General features: G+C 67.7%; 18 protein-coding genes. 13 read left to right on the plus strand and 5 right to left on the minus strand.

Translation table 11 applies throughout. The annotated features are described in order from the left end of the window. Window positions 1-33: 33 nt before the first annotated feature. Window positions 34-1,482, plus strand: a complete 1,449-nt coding sequence (locus ASE95_RS01780) for a flavin-containing monooxygenase (protein WP_056630621.1) — start codon at window positions 34-36, stop codon at window positions 1,480-1,482. A gap of 410 nt (window positions 1,483-1,892) precedes the next feature. Here ASE95_RS01780 and glmS read toward each other — a convergent pair whose 3' ends face one another. Both glmS and glmU read right to left on the minus strand, forming a co-directional pair. Beyond that, the gene (glmS, locus tag ASE95_RS01785) at window positions 1,893-3,716 is read right to left on the minus strand and encodes a glutamine--fructose-6-phosphate transaminase (isomerizing) (protein ID WP_056630624.1); all 1,824 of its coding nucleotides are present in this window, start codon (window positions 3,714-3,716) and stop codon (window positions 1,893-1,895) included. Between the two features lies 1 nt (window position 3,717). Further along, window positions 3,718-5,064 carry a bifunctional UDP-N-acetylglucosamine diphosphorylase/glucosamine-1-phosphate N-acetyltransferase GlmU gene (gene glmU / locus ASE95_RS01790; protein ID WP_056632948.1) on the minus strand — a complete coding sequence of 449 codons (1,347 nt, stop codon included), beginning with the start codon at window positions 5,062-5,064 and terminating at the stop codon, window positions 3,718-3,720. Window positions 5,065-5,125: 61 nt separating this feature from the next. Here glmU and ASE95_RS01795 point away from each other — a divergent pair, with 61 nt between their 5' ends. The 11 genes from ASE95_RS01795 to ASE95_RS01845 all read left to right on the plus strand — a co-directional run bounded on the left by ASE95_RS01795 (window position 5,126) and on the right by ASE95_RS01845 (window position 14,977). Further along, the gene (locus ASE95_RS01795) at window positions 5,126-5,797 is read left to right on the plus strand and encodes an HAD-IA family hydrolase (RefSeq protein WP_056630627.1); all 672 of its coding nucleotides are present in this window, start codon (window positions 5,126-5,128) and stop codon (window positions 5,795-5,797) included. Then, window positions 5,794-6,144, plus strand: coding sequence for a hypothetical protein (locus tag ASE95_RS01800; RefSeq protein WP_056630630.1), 351 nt, complete (start codon window positions 5,794-5,796; stop codon window positions 6,142-6,144). Before ASE95_RS01795 ends, ASE95_RS01800 begins: the two co-directional genes overlap by 4 nt. A 58-nt stretch (window positions 6,145-6,202) precedes the next feature. Then, the gene (locus ASE95_RS01805) at window positions 6,203-7,420 is read left to right on the plus strand and encodes an ATP-binding protein (RefSeq protein WP_056630633.1); all 1,218 of its coding nucleotides are present in this window, start codon (window positions 6,203-6,205) and stop codon (window positions 7,418-7,420) included. A 73-nt stretch (window positions 7,421-7,493) separates the two neighbouring features. After that, window positions 7,494-8,558: a substrate-binding domain-containing protein gene (locus ASE95_RS01810; RefSeq protein ID WP_056630636.1), complete on the plus strand. Its 1,065-nt coding sequence runs from the start codon at window positions 7,494-7,496 to the stop codon at window positions 8,556-8,558. Beyond that, window positions 8,558-9,934 carry a phosphate ABC transporter permease subunit PstC gene (gene pstC / locus ASE95_RS01815; protein ID WP_056630639.1) on the plus strand — a complete coding sequence of 459 codons (1,377 nt, stop codon included), beginning with the start codon at window positions 8,558-8,560 and terminating at the stop codon, window positions 9,932-9,934. The genes ASE95_RS01810 and pstC overlap by 1 nt, the downstream gene beginning before the upstream one ends. A gap of 61 nt (window positions 9,935-9,995) precedes the next feature. Next, the gene (pstA, locus tag ASE95_RS01820; RefSeq protein ID WP_082449941.1) at window positions 9,996-11,204 is read left to right on the plus strand and encodes a phosphate ABC transporter permease PstA; all 1,209 of its coding nucleotides are present in this window, start codon (window positions 9,996-9,998) and stop codon (window positions 11,202-11,204) included. Then, the gene (pstB, locus tag ASE95_RS01825; RefSeq protein ID WP_056630643.1) at window positions 11,204-11,971 is read left to right on the plus strand and encodes a phosphate ABC transporter ATP-binding protein PstB; all 768 of its coding nucleotides are present in this window, start codon (window positions 11,204-11,206) and stop codon (window positions 11,969-11,971) included. The genes pstA and pstB overlap by 1 nt, the downstream gene beginning before the upstream one ends. 11 nt (window positions 11,972-11,982) lie before the next feature. Next, a complete protein-coding gene (phoU, locus tag ASE95_RS01830) occupies window positions 11,983-12,669 on the plus strand; it encodes a phosphate signaling complex protein PhoU (protein ID WP_056630645.1) in 687 nt (228 codons plus the stop codon). Next, entirely contained in the window at window positions 12,669-13,361 is a 693-nt protein-coding gene (gene phoB, locus ASE95_RS01835; RefSeq protein ID WP_056630647.1) for a phosphate regulon transcriptional regulator PhoB, read from the plus strand. Before phoU ends, phoB begins: the two co-directional genes overlap by 1 nt. A 120-nt stretch (window positions 13,362-13,481) precedes the next feature. Then, window positions 13,482-13,988 carry a hypothetical protein gene (locus ASE95_RS01840; RefSeq protein ID WP_082449947.1) on the plus strand — a complete coding sequence of 169 codons (507 nt, stop codon included), beginning with the start codon at window positions 13,482-13,484 and terminating at the stop codon, window positions 13,986-13,988. Window positions 13,989-14,074: 86 nt separating this feature from the next. Continuing rightward, on the plus strand, window positions 14,075-14,977 hold the full coding sequence (locus tag ASE95_RS01845) for an SDR family NAD(P)-dependent oxidoreductase (RefSeq protein WP_056630653.1): 903 nt from the start codon (window positions 14,075-14,077) through the stop codon (window positions 14,975-14,977). Window positions 14,978-15,105: 128 nt separating this feature from the next. Here the strand turns inward: ASE95_RS01845 and ASE95_RS01850 are convergent, their stop codons facing one another. Both ASE95_RS01850 and epsC read right to left on the minus strand, forming a co-directional pair. Beyond that, on the minus strand, window positions 15,106-15,447 hold the full coding sequence (locus ASE95_RS01850; protein WP_056630655.1) for a DUF2794 domain-containing protein: 342 nt from the start codon (window positions 15,445-15,447) through the stop codon (window positions 15,106-15,108). Then, window positions 15,447-16,139: a serine O-acetyltransferase EpsC gene (gene epsC, locus ASE95_RS01855; RefSeq protein ID WP_056630658.1), complete on the minus strand. Its 693-nt coding sequence runs from the start codon at window positions 16,137-16,139 to the stop codon at window positions 15,447-15,449. Before epsC ends, ASE95_RS01850 begins: the two co-directional genes overlap by 1 nt. A gap of 157 nt (window positions 16,140-16,296) precedes the next feature. Between epsC and ASE95_RS01860 the strand changes: the two genes are divergently transcribed. Then, window positions 16,297-17,067, plus strand: coding sequence for a sulfite exporter TauE/SafE family protein (locus tag ASE95_RS01860; RefSeq protein ID WP_056632950.1), 771 nt, complete (start codon window positions 16,297-16,299; stop codon window positions 17,065-17,067). A gap of 20 nt (window positions 17,068-17,087) precedes the next feature. Here the strand turns inward: ASE95_RS01860 and ASE95_RS01865 are convergent, their stop codons facing one another. Then, window positions 17,088-17,609 carry a carboxymuconolactone decarboxylase family protein gene (locus ASE95_RS01865; protein WP_056630663.1) on the minus strand — a complete coding sequence of 174 codons (522 nt, stop codon included), beginning with the start codon at window positions 17,607-17,609 and terminating at the stop codon, window positions 17,088-17,090. Window positions 17,610-17,773: the final 164 nt, after the last annotated feature.

Genomic DNA, 17,773 nt, shown 5'->3' on the forward strand with positions numbered 1-17,773 from the left:
AGGTCGCCCCGCCGGCGCGTAGAGCGCCGCTGCATGAGCGAACATCTCGATGTGCTGATCGTCGGCGCGGGCCTGTCGGGGATCGACGCGGCCTGTCGGATCGGTATGGACGCGCCCGCGCGCCGCTGGGCGATCTTCGAGGCGCGCGACGCGATCGGCGGGACATGGGACCTGTTCCGCTATCCCGGCATCCGCTCCGATTCGGACATGGCGACGCTCGGCTTCCCCTTCCACCCTTGGAAAGGCGAGAAGGCGATCGCCGACGGCGCGGACATCCGCGACTATATCCGCGATACCGCGCAGGCGTTCGGGATCGATCACCACATCCGCCTGCGTCACCGCGTCGTCGCCGCGGACTGGTCCTCGGTCGACGCCAGATGGACCGTCACCTACGAAAGCGACGGCCAACGCGCAGACCTCACCTGCGCCTTTCTCTATCTCTGCTCCGGCTATTACGATTACGATCGCGGCCACGCCCCCGAATGGCCGGGCATGGCCGACTTTGCCGGCGGTATCGTTCACCCGCAGTCATGGCCCGCGGACACTTCGGTGGCGGGCAAGCGGGTGGTGGTGATCGGATCCGGGGCTACCGCGGTCACGCTGCTTCCCGCGCTTGCCGCACAGGGCGCGGCGCACGTCACCATGCTCCAGCGTTCGCCGACCTATATCGTGGCGATGCCCTCCCGCGACACGCTAGCCACCGTGCTGCGCCGTTACCTACCCGAGGCGCTTGCCGAACGCGCGCTGCGCTGGAAGAACATCGCTTACGGCATCGCCACCTACACGCTGGCGCAGCGTCGCCCGGCGCTGGTCAAACGACAGATCGCGCAGCGGCAACGCGCCGCACTCGGTGACGCCGTCGACATCGCCACCCACCTCACCCCGCGCTACGATCCATGGGACCAGCGGCTGTGCCTCGTTCCCGACGGCGATCTGTTCACGGTGCTGCGCGACGGCCGGGCGACGATCGTCACCGATCGCATCGACCGCTTTGTGCACGACGGCATCGCGCTGCGCTCCGGGGAAAGCCTTCCCGCCGATCTGATCGTCACCGCGACCGGCTTGAACTTGCAGATGCTGGGTGGGGCAACGCTGGCGGTTGACGGCGAGGTCGTCGATCCCGGACGCCTGCTGCTCTACAAGGGCGCGATGCTCGCCGGCGTACCGAACATGGCGTTCGCGATGGGCTATACCAACGCATCGTGGACGCTGAAATGCGACCTCACCGCACGCTTCGTCCGCCGCCTGCTGGATTACATGACGGCGCACGGGCACGACAGCGTCGTGGCGGTCGGTCGCCCCGAAGACGTTGACCACGCACCGACGCTCGATCTCAAATCCGGCTACATCATCCGCAGCCTGTCGCTCCTCCCCCGTCAGGGCAAGCGCGCGCCATGGCGCACTCACCAAAACTACGCCCGTGACGTCCTGACGATGCGCACCCGCCTCGACGACGGCATCTTGCGGTTCGGACGGCGATGAGCAGCCACGGCGGCCTAGGGCGGATCGATAGCCAGCAGTGTTTCCTGAACGTGCCGTCATCGCGAGCATAGCGAAGCGATCAAGGGCGTCGCGCGGAACGCCGGATTGCTCCGCCACGCTCGCAAAGACGGATGAATGGAGCATATCTCGCCGCGCACGCGAGCGTCGTTCGCCCCGAGCAGATGGATCATCTTGACCGGCAAGCAGTCCACCCGTGAAACGCTGAATGTCGATCCTGTCTAAAGCGAAAGGGGATCGACCGGCCGCGCGACGGTGGCGAAGGGCGAGTTACCGTCGCGGTGCCGTCTCGCCGACTAGACGGGTAGCACGGGACCGGCGGCGCTCACCGACGACGGCAAGCTGACCCAAAGCGGCGCGAGGCAAGGCAACCCATGGCGAGTCGCCCCGGATCACTCCACCGTTACGCTCTTGGCCAGATTGCGCGGCTGGTCCACGTCCGTGCCCTTTGCGACGGCGACGTGATACGCCAGCAACTGCACCGGCACCGCATAAACGATCGGCGCGATCAGCGGATGCACCTTGGGCATCGTGATCGTCGCGACGCAGCCCTCGCCCGCCGCCTGCACGCCGTCGTAATCGCTAATCAGCAACACCTTGCCGCCGCGTGCCTGCACTTCCTGCATGTTGCTGACGGTCTTGTCGAACAACGGCCCGGATGGCGCGATCACCACCACCGGAACGTTTTCGTCGATCAGCGCGATCGGCCCGTGCTTCATCTCGCCCGCCGCATAACCTTCGGCGTGGATGTAACTGATCTCCTTCAGCTTCAACGCACCTTCCAGCGCCAGCGGATAATCGGTGCCACGTCCCAGGTACAATACGTCGCGGGCCACGGCGATGAACCCGGCGATCGCCTCGATCGATTCGTCATACGCCAGCGCGCCGTTGATCGCGGCGGGTGCCTCGGCCAGCTGGCGGACGATGTTGCGCTCCTCGCTCTCGCTCAGCCGCCCCTTCGCCTTGGCGAGGTTGGCGGCCAGCGCCGCCAGCACCGCCAGCTGGCAACTGAACGCCTTGGTCGATGCGACGCCGATCTCCGGCCCGGCGTGGGTGGGCAGCAACAAGTCGGCCTCGCGCGCCATCGTGCTGGTCGGCACGTTGACGACCACCGCGATCGTCTGCCCCTCGGCGCGCGCATGGCGCAGCGCGGCCAGCGTGTCGGCGGTCTCGCCCGACTGGCTGATGAACAGCGCCAGCCCGCCATCCTCCATTACCGGTGCGCGGTAACGAAACTCGCTGGCGACATCCAAATCGACCGGCACGCGCGCGAACTGCTCGAACCAGTATTTTGCGACCATTCCGGCGTAGAAACTGGTTCCGCACGCCACGATCGTGACCCGGCGGATGCCCGACAGGTCGAAATCGGGGATCGGCAGCACGATCTTCCCCTCGAATCGTTGAAGGTAGCTGCGCAGCGTCTGCGCGACCACGATCGGCTGTTCGTAGATTTCCTTTTGCATGAAGTGGCGGTGGTTGCCCTTGTCGATCAGCGCGCCGGTCACGCCGGAGATCGTCACCGGGCGCTCGACGGCCACATTGTCGCGATCGAACACCTGCGTGCCGTCGCGCGCGCAGACGACCCAGTCGCCCTCTTCCAGATAGGCGATGCGCTGCGTCAGCGGCGCCAGCGCCAGCGCGTCCGACCCAAGATACGTCTCGTCCTCGCCATAGCCGACCACCAGCGGGGATCCGAGCCGCGCACCGATCAGCAGGTCGGGGTGGCTGCGGAACAGGATCGCCAGCGCGAACGCGCCATGCAGCCGGGGCAGCACGTCGCGCACCGCTTCCTGCGGCGACTTGCCCGCTTCCACCTGCTCGCTGATCAGATGCGCCACCACCTCGGTGTCGGTCTCGCTGGTGAACACACGGCCCCGCCGCTGCAATTCCTCGCGCAGCGGCTTGAAGTTCTCGATGATGCCGTTGTGGACGACCGCCACTTCGTCGGTCGCATGCGGGTGGGCATTGTTGGTGGTCGGCCCGCCATGCGTCGCCCAGCGCGTGTGCGCGATCCCCGTCGTCCCCGGCAACGGATGCGCCGCCAGTTCCTTGCCCAGATTGACCAGCTTGCCCGACGCGCGACGTCGCGCGATCGCGCCATCGACGATCGTCGCGATCCCCGCGGAGTCATAGCCACGATATTCGAGCCGCTTCAGCCCGTCGAGCAGGCGATCGGCCACATCGTCATGGCCGAGAATACCGACGATACCGCACATCTTACTTGCCCTTTTTCCTGGCGATCATCGCGTCGCGAAAACGCTTCGCCCACCCGCCGCGCTCTTCCTGCCGCCCGCGCGCCAACGCAAGTGAATCCGCCGCGACGTCGCGCGTCACCACCGAACCCGCTGCGACGATCGCCCCCGCCCCGATCGCGACCGGCGCGACCAGCGCGCTGTTCGATCCGATGAACGCACCCGCGCCGATCACCGTGCGGTACTTGAAATATCCGTCGTAATTGCAGGTGATCGTGCCCGCGCCGACGTTGGCGCCGGCCCCGACCTCCGCATCGCCGATATAGGTCAGGTGATTGACCTTCGCACCGACGCCGATCGTGGCTTTCTTGATCTCGACGAAATTGCCGACCCTGGCATTCTCTGACAGATCCGCCCCCGGACGCAGCCGTGCATATGGCCCGACCGTCGCGCCACTGCCGACCGTGGCGCCCTCCAGATGGCTGAATGCATGGATCGTCGCGCCGTCCGCGACGGTGACGCCGGGGCCGAACACCACGTTCGGCTCGATCGTCACGTCGCGTCCGATCGTGGTATCGTGCGCGAACCACACGGTTTCCGGCGCGATCAGCGTCGCACCATCGGCCATCGCCCGCGCCCGTCTCACCTGTTGCCACGCCTGTTCGACAGCGGCCAGTTCGCCGCGGCTGTTCACCCCTGCCACTTCGCCGGCATCCGCCTCGATCACCGCTGCGGCGCCGGACAGTTCGACCACGTCGGTCAGGTAATATTCCCCCGACGCATTGTCGTTGCCCAGCCGCGCGAGCAGATCGAACAACGACTCGCCACGGGCCGCCATCAACCCCGAATTGCACAGCGTCACCGCGCGCTCCCGCGCATCGGCATCCTTGAACTCGACGATCTTCTCCAGCCGGTCGCTGCCGTCCGCGACGATCAGCCGCCCATAGGCTCCGGCCTCGGCGGGCCTGAACCCCAGCACCACCACCGCAGGAGCATCGGCGGCGTTCAGCCGTGCGATCATCGCGCGCATCGTCTCCGCGCGCACCAGCGGCACGTCGCCGTAGAGGATCAGCACGTCGCCCTCGAACCCGGACAGCGCCTCGCGCGCCTGCATCACCGCGTGACCGGTGCCCAGCTGCTCCGCCTGCACCGCGATCCTCGCGCCCCGCGGCGCGACCGCCGCCTCCACCTGCGCGCGCCCCGCGCCCGTCACCACCACCGTCCGCTCCGGCGACAGCGTGTCGGCGGCGGCCAGCAGGTGCAGCAGCATCGGCCGCCCCGCGATCGGGTGCAGCACCTTATGCAGGTCGGATTTCATGCGGGTGCCCTTGCCCGCGGCGAGGACGACGACGGCGATGTTGCGGCTCGACATGGCGCCGCCCTGCCACCCTTTGCTTGCCAATTCCAGTATCGCACGGCAACGCGCCGAACCGATGACCGACTTCCCCTTCGCCATCGTCGGGTTCGACCTCGACGGCACGCTGCTCGACACGTCGGGCGATCTCGCCGCGGCGCTCAACCACGCGCTGGCCAGCGCCGGCCGGCCCACGCTGCCGGTGGAGCGGGTCAAGCCGATGATCGGCGGCGGCGCGCGGCACATGCTGGCGCAGGGCATGGCGGCGACCGGCGGTTGCACCGATGCCGAGCTGGACGTGCTGCAACGTCGCCTGCTCGATCATTATGCGGCGAATATCGCCGTTCTCACCCGCCCCTTCGCACACGCGATCGACGCGCTGGACCGGCTGGCGGCGATGGGCGTGACGCTGGCGATCGTCACCAACAAGCTGGAGGCGCTCGCCCGGCAGATCCTTGACGAGCTGGCCCTGACCCATCGGTTCGCCACCATCATCGGCGGCGACACGATGGGGCCGGGGAATGCGAAGCCGTCACGGCTGCCGATCGACGCTATGGTGGCCCGTTGCGGCGGCGGGCGTGCCGCGTTCGTCGGCGATTCGATCTACGACATCCGGGCCGCGCACGCCGCGGGGCTGCCGGCGATCGCCTGTTCCTTCGGCTTCCTGATGCAACCGGTCGAGGAGCTTGGTGCCGAACTGGTCATCGAGGGATTCGACCAACTGATCCCCGCGCTGGAGCGGCTGGCATGACGCAGGTGCGTGCGCTCTGGTTCTTCGCGCTGATCGCCGCGACGGTGTTCGCGGTCGGCATGGCGTTGATGCCGCACCCCGTTCCCGTCGTCGAGATCGGCGACAAGTGGCAGCACATGGCCGCGTTCGGCACGCTCACCCTGCTGTCCGTCCTCGCCTTCCCGCATGGATCGTTGCTGCGCATCGGGGAGCGGCTTTCGTTTCTGGGCGCGATGATCGAGGTGCTGCAATCGATCCCTGCGCTGCACCGCGACTGCGACGTCATGGACTGGGTGGCGGACACCGCGATCATCGTCGGCGTGCTGGTGGTGGTACGGGTGGCGCGCGGCACTGGGCGGCGGCGCTGAGCATCCGCTTGGCCGTCCCCCCTGCCCTTGCACGCGTCGCTCCGCTATCGACACGAACGTGATCGACGAAATCTCCTTGCGCACCTGGCTGGCGGTCGCGATCGCGGTGGCAACCGCGCTGGTGGTGCTGGCGCTGTCGCACGACGGACAGGCGACGCTTGCCGCGCTGGCGGGCGGTACGGCGCTCGTCGTCATCATCGCCACCATCCCTGAGGAAGAGGGCGAGCGCGCGCAGGATGAACCCGCCACGCCCGCATCCGACCTGTCGGCTACCGCAATGGTGGAGGCGATCGCCGAGCCGGCGCTGGTCCTGCGTGGCGGGCGGGTGGCGCTGGCCAACGCCGCCGCGCGCAAGCTGCTGGGCGAACATATCATCGGCGAGGATGCGCGCGTCGCGATCCGCCACCCCGGCGCGGCGCAGCATCTGTCCGAAGGCTCGGTACACCCCGTCGACCTGGTCGGCATCGGCACGCTCGACCAGCATTGGCAGATGCGCACCGCGCCGGTCGGCGACGAGGCGCGGCTGGTGCAGCTGGTCGATCGCACCGGCCAATATGCGACGGAGCGGATGCGCGTCGATTTCGTCGCAAACGCCAGCCACGAATTGCGCACGCCGCTCGCCTCGATCCTTGGCTATGTCGAGACGCTGGCGGACGAGGCGGGCGACGAACCCGTCTTGCGCAAGCGATTTCTGGGCATCGTCTTCGACGAGGCGCGCCGCATGGAGCGGCTGGTCGAGGATCTCATGAGCCTGTCGCGGATCGAGGCGGAGAAGTTCCGCGAATTGCGCGACGCGGTCGATCTGCGTGCGGTCGCGACGGAGGCCCGTGACGCACTGGCCACCAGCCATGGCCACCGCGGGTCCGATATCCGGCTGAAGATGGACGACGCGCTGCCCCCCGTACTCGGCGACCATGCGCAACTGTCGCAACTGGCGCACAATCTGATCGGGAATGCGATGAAGTACGGCCGCGCCGGTACGCCGGTCGAGGTGTCGTTGTGGCCGGAGGCGCAGAACGTCTGCCTGTGCGTGACCGATCACGGTGACGGCATCCCGCCCGAACACCTGCCGCGCCTGACCGAGCGCTTCTACCGCGTCGATCCCGGTCGCAGCCGCTCGATCGGCGGCACCGGACTGGGTCTGGCGATCGTCAAGCACATCGTGGAACGCCACCGCGGGCGGCTCGACATCGCCAGCACCGTTGGGGTCGGCACCCGGGTTACGATCACGCTCCCGGCCGCAGTGCCGGCCTCGTCCCGGGTTCCGGTGTCATGAAGGCGTAACCTCTATGTCACACGGCGCGGTGGATGAGGGCCGCCGTGTCGGTGATCGCCCGTCCGGGGAAACCATGTCGCGTTACGTTCAGGCGCTTGCGGCCGTGCTGTCGCTCGCTGGTGCGGGCGGACTGGCGGCGTGCGTCGATCAGGCGGCGGGCGGCGGCGCGGGTGCCCGCGATCAGATTACGGCGGTCGGCTCGTCCACCGTCTACCCCTTCACCACGATCGTTGCCGAGCGATACCTGGCCGACGCGCCGCGTGCACGGCCGCCGGTGATCGAGTCGACCGGCACGGGCGCGGGGATCAAATTGTTCTGCGCCGGTTTGGGTGCCGCGCACCCCGACATCGTCGATGCGTCGCGCCGGCTGCGCCGTCACGAATATGCCGAATGCGCACGCCACGGCGTCGATGCCATATTGGAGGTGCAGATCGGCATCGACGGCATCGCCTTTGCCGAGGCGCTGGACGGGCCGCGCATGGCGCTGACACCGGCCGACATCTACCGCGCGCTCGCGCTCGCTCCCGGTGGCCGGCCCAACCGGGCGCGATTGTGGCGCGACGTCAATCCGTCGCTGCCCGCGATACCGATCCAGGTCTACGGTCCGCCGGCGACCAGCGGCACGCGCGACGCGCTGGCCGAGCTGGTCATGGCCCGCGGCTGTGAGGTGGTCGAACCCGACACCGTCGGGCTGCAGGAGCGCGATCCCAACGCCTTCGCCACCCGCTGCCAGCGGATCCGCGAGGATGGCGCCTATGTCGACGCGGGCGAGAACGACAATCTGATCGTGCAGAAGCTGCGCGCGAACCCCGACGCGCTCGGCATCTTCGGCTACGGCTACCTCGAACAGAATGGCGACGTGGTGCGCGGCGTGGCGCTGAACGGCGTGCGGCCCGGCTATGCCACGATCGCTTCCGGCCGCTATCCCGGTGCGCGCGCGCTGTACGTCTACGTCAAGAAGGCACATCTGCGCGCCATCCCCGGCTTGCGTGCGTTCCTGCGCCGCTACGCCGCGCTGTGGGGGACCGACGGCCCGCTCGTGAAGCGCGGGCTGATCGCCTCGCCGCCGAACGTCCAGCGTCGCGCCGCCACGATCATCGCGGGCGAGATCGCGCTCGACCCGCGCGAATTGCGTTGATGTCGGCGCTGACGCTCCTCTTCCTGATCGCGGCGCTGGGGCTGATCGGCTGGGTCACCGCGCGCGCGCGCGCCGGCCGCTTCCGCAGCACCGCCGCGCGACGTTTCAGTTCCCTGCCGCAGCATCACGGCTGGTTCGTCGCGATGTGGACGCTGCTGCCGGCGTTCGTGTTCCTTGCTGTCTGGCATTTCGTGTCCCCCGCGCTCGTCACCGATGCGGTGCTGGCCACTCCGGACGCCGCGGCATTGCCGCCGCCGGGGCTGGATCGCGCCGCGATCCTGTCGGAGGCGCGCAACCTGGCCGGCGGGGACCCGTGGGGGGCGTTCCACCCGCTCGCCGAGCGGCTCGCTCCCGCTTATGCGCGCGCGCAATCGCGACATGACGTGATCGCGACCGCCATCGCGCTGCTGCTCGCCTTCGGCGGCGGCGCGCTCGCCTTCCTGCGCGTCCGCCCCGGCTTTTCGGCACGCACGCAGGTCGAACGCGTGGTGATGGCGCTGCTGCTGGTCGCCTCGTTGATCGCGATCCTCACCACGATCGGCATCGTCGCCTCGCTGCTGGTCGAAAGCGCGCGCTTCTTTCGCATTGTGCCGATCACCGAGTTTCTGTTCGGCACCCACTGGAGCCCGCAGGTCATCGACGCGCGCGATCCCGGCGCGACGCTGGGGGCGGTGCCGCTGTTCTGGGGCACGTTCTTCATCGGTGCCGTGATCGCGATGGCGGTCGCCGTGCCGCTCGGTTTGATGAGCGCGATCTACCTTACCCAATATGCCCGTCAGAGCACGCGCCGCTGGATGAAGCCGATGCTGGAGGTGCTCGCCGGCGTCCCCACCGTCGTCTACGGCTATTTCGCCGCACTGACCGTCGCGCCGGCGGTGCGCGACCTGGGCGTCGCGCTCGGCGTTCGCTGGGCCTCGTCGGAAAGCGCGCTGGCCGCGGGCGTCGTGATGGGGGTCATGATCATCCCGTTCGTCTCGTCGATGGCCGACGACTCGCTTTCGGCGGTTCCCGCCTCGATGCGCGACGGCAGCCTGGCGATGGGTGCGACCAGTTCGGAAACGATCCGCAAGGTTCTCGTTCCCGCCGCGCTGCCCGGCGTCGTCGGCGGCGTGCTGCTGGCGGTCAGCCGCGCGATCGGGGAGACGATGATCGTCGTCATGGCCGCCTCGGGCATCGCCACGCTGACGCTCAACCCCTTCGCCAGCACCACCACCGTCACCAAGCAGATCGTCGACCTGCTGACCGGCGAGGCGGCGTTCGACTCGGCCAAGACGCTCGCCGCCTTCGCGCTCGGCCTGACGTTGTTCGTCATCACCTTGCTCCTCAACGTCGTCGCGCTGATCGTCGTGCGCCGCTACCGCGAAGCTTATGAATAACCCCGGCACCCCCACCCCGGCGCCGGCTGGACGCCGTCCGACCGACTGGCAGACGCCGGCGATGCAGCGCCGCGTGCGTCGCCGCTATGCCGCCGAACGCCGCTTTCGTCTGCTCGGGCTGGCGGCGGTCTTCACCTCGGCGGCGTTCCTCGTCTACCTGCTCGCCACGATGGTCGCGCAGGGAGCGAGCGGGTTTACCGAGACCCGCCTCGCGTTGCCGATCGACCTGCGTCGCCATGTCGCGATCACCCCCGCGCAACTGGACGGCAGCGGCGCGGACCTTGCGCTCGCCGCTGCCGGTCTTGAGCGCGCCGTTGAGGCCGCGGCCGACACCGCTTACACGACGCAGGGCGGCGCGACCTTGCTCTCCGACGGCGCATGGCTGCGCGTGCGCGACGCGATCAAGCGCGACCCGGCATTGCTGCGCACGCGCGCCACCATCGACGTACCGGTCGCGACGGAGATCGACATCGCGCGCAAGGGCGACGGCGCGCGTGAAAGCGAGGCGGCGGTCGCCGCGCTCGGCCCGCACCTGTCGCGCGGGTTGAACACCAGCTTCTTCACCGGGGCCGATGCCACCGATCCTACCCGCGCAGGCATCTGGGGCGCGCTCAAGGGATCGTTGCTGACGATGATCGTCACACTCGGCCTCGCCTTTCCGATTGGCGTGCTGTCGGCGCTCTATCTGGAGGAATATGCCCCCCGCAATCGCTGGACCGACCTGATCGAGGTGTCGATCAACAATCTTGCCGCCGTTCCCTCGATCATCTTCGGGTTGCTCGGGCTGGCGGTGTTCCTCGGCACCTTCCACATGCCGCGTTCCGGGGCGATCGTCGGCGGGCTGACGCTGGCGCTGATGACCATGCCCGTTATCGTCATCGCCGCGCGCAACGCGATCACCGCCGTCCCGCCCTCGATCCGCGACGCCGCCCGCGCGCTCGGTGCCTCGCCGATCCAGGTCGTCTTCCATCACGTCCTCCCGCTCGCGTTGCCCGGCATCCTGACCGGCACGATCATCGGCATGGCGCGCGCGCTGGGTGAGACCGCCCCGCTGCTGATGATCGGAATGCGCGCCTTCATCGCCGCGCCGCCGGGCAAGCTCACCGATCCCGCCACCGTCCTGCCGGTGCAGATCTTCCTGTGGTCCGACGACGTGCAACAGGGGTTCGTGGAGAAGACCTCGGCCGCGATCATCGTCCTGCTGGTCGTGCTGCTCGCGATGAACGGCGTCGCGATCTACCTTCGCAACCGATTCGAGACCCGCTGGTGATGACCGACCTGCCGCCCAAGATGACCGCCTCCGGGGTCAACGTCTTCTATGGTCGCAAACAGGCGATCCGCGACGTGTCGATCGATGTGCGGCGGGAGGATGTCACCGCCTTCATCGGCCCGTCCGGCTGCGGCAAGTCCACCTTCCTGCGCACGCTCAACCGCATGAACGACACCATTCCCGGCGCGACGGTCGAAGGCGACATCCGTCTCGATGGCGAGGATATCTACGCCCGCGCGATGGACGTGGTGCAGCTGCGCGCGCGCGTCGGCATGGTGTTCCAGAAACCCAATCCCTTCCCCAAGTCGATCTTCGAGAACGTCGCCTATGGCCCACGCATCCACGGCCTCGCGCGGTCCAGGGCGGATCTGGCGCATATCGTCGAACGCTCGCTGACCCGCGCCGGCCTGTGGAACGAGGTGAAGGATCGTCTGGCCGACAGCGGCACCGCCTTGTCGGGCGGCCAGCAGCAGCGGCTGTGCATCGCGCGCGCGATCGCCGTGGACCCCGAAGTGATCCTGATGGACGAGCCGTGCTCGGCGCTCGATCCGATCGCCACTGCCCGGATCGAGGAGCTGATCCACGAACTGCGCGGGCGCTATGCGATCGTGATCGTGACCCACAACATGCAGCAGGCCGCGCGCGTCAGTCAGCGGACCGCCTTCTTCCACCTCGGCCATCTGGTCGAATATGGCGACACCTCGGACATCTTCACGAACCCGCGGCAGGATCGCACCAAGGATTACATCACGGGCCGCTACGGCTGAGGATCGGGACGATGGGGATCACACAGGAACATACGGTCAAGGCGTTCGACCAGGACATCGGCCAGCTGCGCGGTCTGATCTCGCAGATGGGCGGACTGGCCGAAAGCGCGGTGGCCGACGCGATGGTCGCGCTGCAACGCGGCGACGCCACGCTCGCCGCGCGCATCGCCGCCGACGACAAGCGGATCGACGCGATGGAGGCCGAGGTGGAGCGGACGGCGGTGCGCATCATCGCGCTGCGTGCTCCGATGGCCGACGACCTGCGCGAGGTGGTGGCAGCGCTCAAGATCGCCAGCGTCATCGAGCGCATCGGTGATTACGCCAAGAACATCGCCCGCCGCGTGCCGCAGATCGAAAGCGAGCATCGTATTGAACCGCTGTCGATCCTGCCGGCGATGGGGCGGATGGCAGCGGCCATGGTCCACGACGTGCTCAACGCCTTTGCCGCGCGCGATCCGGAAGCGGCGCTGGCGGTGTGCGAAAGCGACAATGCGCTGGACGATTTCTACGACAGCATCTTCCGCACATTGGTGACCTACATGGTCGAGAATCCCAAGACGATCAGCGAATGCGCGCAATTGCTGTTCGTCGCCAAGAACCTCGAGCGGATCGGCGACCACGCCACCAACGTCGCCGAGATGGTATATTTCGCCGCCACGGGCGTGCGGTTGGTGGAACGCGAAAAGGGAGTCGATTGATGGCCAAGGCGCGCATGTTGCTGGTGGAGGATGACGCCAGCCTCGCCGAACTGCTGGTATGGCATTTCACCCGCGAGCATTTCGATGTGCAGCACACCATCGATGGTGAGGAGGCGCTGCTGCTCGCACGCGAAACCCCGCCGGACATCGTGCTGCTCGACTGGATGGTGGAGGGCATTTCCGGCATCGAGGTCTGTCGCCGCCTTCGTCGCGCGCCCGAGACGCAGAACGTGCCGATCATCATGCTCACCGCGCGCGGCGAGGAGGAGGATCGTGTGCGCGGGCTGGAAACGGGCGCGGACGATTACGTCACCAAGCCGTTCTCGCCGCGCGAACTGGTCGCCCGCGTCGGCGCGGTGCTGCGTCGCGTGCGGCCGGCCCTGGCCGGCGAGCAACTGACCTATGCCGATCTCGAGATGGACACGGTCGGCCACAAGGTGCGCCGTGGCGGGGACGTGGTGGCGCTCGGCCCAACGGAATTCCGTCTTCTCAAGCACTTCCTCGAACATCCCGGACATGTTTTCTCGCGTGAGCGGCTGCTAGACAGTGTCTGGGGACATGACAGCGACATCGAAAGCCGTACCGTCGACGTTCATATTCGTCGGCTGCGTAAGGCAATCAACGAAGGTGGCCGTCCGGACATCATCCGCACCGTCCGCTCGGCCGGCTATGCCTTGGATACCGGTCACTGATCTTGTCGGCCATCGATGCGGCCCCGCAACGATGGACCTTTTTTCTGTCGTGATGCGTTGCCCGGACCGCGTGAAAAGAACGTGTTTCTGACCGAGCGCACACGGCAGGAGAAAGAAAAGATGAAGACCATCCTTCTCGCAGCAGCGGCCGTCATCGCCTTCCCGACGATGGCCATTGCCCAGGAAACGCCGCAGACGACCACCACTGCTCCCGACACCGGCACGACGGCCGCGCCGGACGCAGGCGCGGCTACTACCGCCGATCCGGCGGCCGCCGCACCGATGGCGGACACTGCGACGGCACCGATGACGCAGGCCGATCCGGCTGCGACCACCTCGCCGCCGGCCGAGGCCACCGCGCCGGAGGCAGCCGCTCCGGCCGCGCCGATGGCCCCCGCCGCCGGCGATGCCGCCGGTGCGGCCAGCGCAGGTGGCTACCAGCCGTCGCAGCCCGCCGTGTCGGGCACGCCGCAGCCGGGGGCGACCGTACGCTTCCAGCCGGCCGCCTCGCCTTCGCAGGCATTCCCGCCGCCGGCCGCCAAGGAAAGCTACCCGATCTGCAAGAAGGGTCAGTATGACGGCTGCATGCAGGCCAGCGACCGCAAGTCGGCGCGTCGCCGCCGCTAGGACGTTCCGCCTGTGACGGGCATTGCGCCCGTTCGAAGGTGCAGTATGGAAGGCGCTTCATCCATTGCGGAGGGAGCGCCTTTTCCATGTCGATCCGTTTCGACGATCGCGTCGCCATCGTCACCGGAGCCGGCGGCGGGCTGGGCCGGCACTATGCGCTGGAACTGGCCCGGCGCGGCGCACGCGTGATGGTCAATGACCTCGGCGGTGATCGCGACGGTGCGGGCGCGTCCGACGCCGCGCTGACGGTCGTCGACGAAATCCGCGCCGCCGGTGGCGTGGCGATGGCGGACGGCGGCAACGTCGCCGATTACGGGCAGATGGCCGAGATGGTCGCCCGCGCACGGGCGGCGTGGGGTGGCGTCCATATCCTCATCAACAATGCCGGCGTACTCCGCGACAAGAGCTTCGCGAAGATGTCGCCGGAAGACTTCGCTTTCGTCGTGCAGGTCCACCTGCTCGGCAGCGCCTATGCCACCAAGGCATGCTGGGAGCTGTTCCGCGAGCAGAATTACGGCCGGGTGCTGATGACCTCATCGTCATCGGGGTTGTTCGGCAATTTCGGTCAAGCGAACTACGCCGCCGCCAAGCTCGGCATCGCCGGGCTCGCGCGCACGCTCCACCTGGAAGGCGCGAAGCACGACATTCGCGTCAATACGATCGCGCCCACCGCCGGCACGCGCATGACCGAAGGGCTGCTGCCAGACGCGGCATTCACGACGTTCGCCCCCGAAAAGGTCGCCCCCGCCGCACTGTTTCTCGTCTCCGACGATGCACCTTCGGGCCAGATCATCGGCGCGGGCGCGGGCGTGGTGCAGGCCAGCTACATCACCCTTACGCCCGGCGTCGCGCTGCACGGCGACGATCTCTCACCGGAAGGCGTCGCGCGCCACTGGGCCGCGATCATCGACCGCTCGAACGAGATCGTGCCCGGCTCTGGCGCGGAACAGGCGATGCTGATCGGCCGGGTGCTCGGGGCTTACGACTGAACGCCCCCGCCCTCTTGAGCCACATCGCCCCACGCGCCCGTCATCGCGAGCGCACGAAGCAATCCAGAGCGTCCGGGTGCGGCGCTAGGCCGGCGTGCTCGCGGCTGCAACAACGGTCGACGACCCGATCAGTCGACCAGCTTCATCAACCGCCGCTCGACAGGCGCCAGCACCGGCCCCAGTTCATGTCCGCGCCGGATCACTTGGCCTGCTTCACCGACCAATGCCCAAATTCCCTGGCGGTTGCGTAACGCGGGGCGTTTCTCGATGCGAAATTCCGGCCGCTCGGTGGCGCGACGGAACATCGAGAAGATCGCCGCATCGCGTCCCATGTCGATCGCATAGTCGCGCCAATGGCCGGCGGTGACCATCCTGCCATACAGGTCGAGGATACGCATCAATTCGGCGCGGTCGAACCCTACTTGTCCGGTCCCGCGCGCATCTGCGGGGAAGGGTGTCACGATCCCCATCAGGCGCGGTCACGCTCCCGCTCGTCGCCGGGCGACTGTTCGGCGATCAGCGCGTCGAGCCGCTTCTTCATCGCCTCCAGTTCGCAGCGCAGCGCCTCCACCTTCTGCGTGGCCGGATCGAACATCTCGCGGCAGGGCGTTCCATACGGCACGAAGCGCGGCTCGGGCGCGGCGCCGCCTTCCACCACCGTCGGCCGTGCCGGAATGCCGACCATCACCGCCCCGGCGGGCACGTCGCGCGTCACGACGGCGTTCGCCCCCACCCGCGCCCGTGGACCGACCGTGATCGGCCCCAGCACCTGCGCACCCGATCCGATGATCGCGCCGTCGGCGATCGTCGGATGGCGCTTGCCCGCGACGCCGTTGTCCGGGCTGGTCCCGCCCAGCGTGACGCATTGGTAGATGGTAACGTCGTCGCCGATGTGCGCCGTCTCGCCGATCACCACGAAACCGTGGTCGATGAAGAAGTTGCGGCCGATCGTGGCGCCCGGATGGATATCGATCGCCGTCGTCATCCGCGACAGATGGTTCACGATGCGCGCCGGCAGGTACAGTTTCGCGCGGTACAGCCGGTGCGCGACGCGGTGCCACGCCAGCGCCCATACGCCCGGGTAGGTCAGCACTTCCCAGCGCGAATGCGGCGCGGGGTCACGCGCGCGGATCGAATCGAGGTAATCGGTCAGTCGCGCCATTCGCGTTCCCTTGGTCTCTGTCCCCAAGATAGCCCGTCCACCCGCCGGTTTCCATAAGCAGCGCTATCGGACGGCAAACCGGATTTTCCTATCGCCGTTATGGGATATGATCGATGACGGAGTGACGCGGGTGATCCGGCCCGCGCAAGGAGACCAGATGCAGGCGCTGACGCAACTCGATCTATCCGCCTTGTGGCCGTTCATCGCCGTCGGGTTCGGGGCGCAGCTGGTCGACGGGGCGATGGGCATGGCGTTCGGCGTGATCTGCAACACGTTGCTGGTCGCGGTCATGGGGCTACCGCCGGCACGCGCCTCCGCCAACGTCCATATCGTCGAGACCTTCACCACCGCGATTTCGGGGATCAGCCACGCGATCACCGGCAATATCGACAAGTCGCTGTTCCTGCGTCTGCTGGTGCCCGGCGTGGTCGGCGGCGTGGCCGGCGCCTATCTGCTCACCAACATCGACGGCGCGACGATCAAGCCGTTCGTCCTCGCCTATCTGATCGGCATCGGCATCTACCTGCTGGTACGCGGGATCATGTTTCCGCCGCGGATCAGCAAGGCGAAGGTGGTCGAGCCGCTGGGGCTGTTCGGCGGCTTCATGGATGCGGCGGGCGGCGGCGGCTGGGGGCCGATCGTCACTTCTAACCTGCTGGTGCAGGGGGTGGAGCCGCGTAAGGTGGTCGGAACGGTCAGCGCGGTCGAGTTCTTCCTGACGCTCACCGTTTCCGCGACATTCCTGTACCACCTCGGCCTGCGCGATTTCGCCACCGCCACCGTCGGACTGCTGATCGGTGGCGTCATGGCGGCGCCGTTCGGTGCCTATTTCGCGAAACGCATCCCGATGAAGGTGATGCTGGTGCTGGTCGGGACCGTGCTGACCATCACCAGCACCTATGGCTTCATCAGCGCGGTGCTGATGTAGCGTGCCGCATCGCGGTGAGCTTACGCGCTTACCGCATGGACGGTGGCCACTGCCTTCATCACCGATGCGATCCGCGCCGCGGTCTGGATCACCTCGGCGGTCGTGCCGGCCTTCTTCAACACCTGCTCGTGGCTGTCGATACACATGCCGCAGCCGTTCATCGCGCTGACCGCAAGGCTGAACAGTTCGAAATCGACCTTGTCGATCCCCGGCGCAGCGATCACGTTCATGCGCAGCTTGGCCGGCATGCGCGCATATTCCTCGTTGCTGGCCAGGTGCGTGAAGCGATAATAGACGTTGTTCATCGCCATCACCGCCGCGGCGGCGCGCGCTGCATTCGCCGCTTCCGGCGACAGCTTGCCCTCGACCTCGGCCTCGGTTGCCTCGACCAGCGGCTTGTAGCCCGACCCGTGCGCACAGGCCAGCAGCGTGCCGTACTTGCGCTGGTCGTTCAGGACCGTCTCGTTCAGCAACGAGCCGACGTTCAGCCGGATGTCCTTGGCGAAATCGGGCAGCTTGCCCGCGAAATCCTTGAGTGACATTCGTCTTCTCCGAAGATTGGGTCCGAAACGCCCGCCTTGCGCGCACGGCGAAGCGGTCCAGCGCGTAACGCACTGGACTCCCGCTTGTCCGGCCATGCTCGCCATGACGGCCGGTCGCTCCGGCGTCATTGGATGTAAAGCGCGGGCGGGACGCGAACGCCCCG

Origin of the sequence: Sphingomonas sp. Leaf231 (assembly GCF_001421995.1) — a bacterium.
In the GTDB taxonomy this organism is placed as follows: domain Bacteria; phylum Pseudomonadota; class Alphaproteobacteria; order Sphingomonadales; family Sphingomonadaceae; genus Sphingomonas.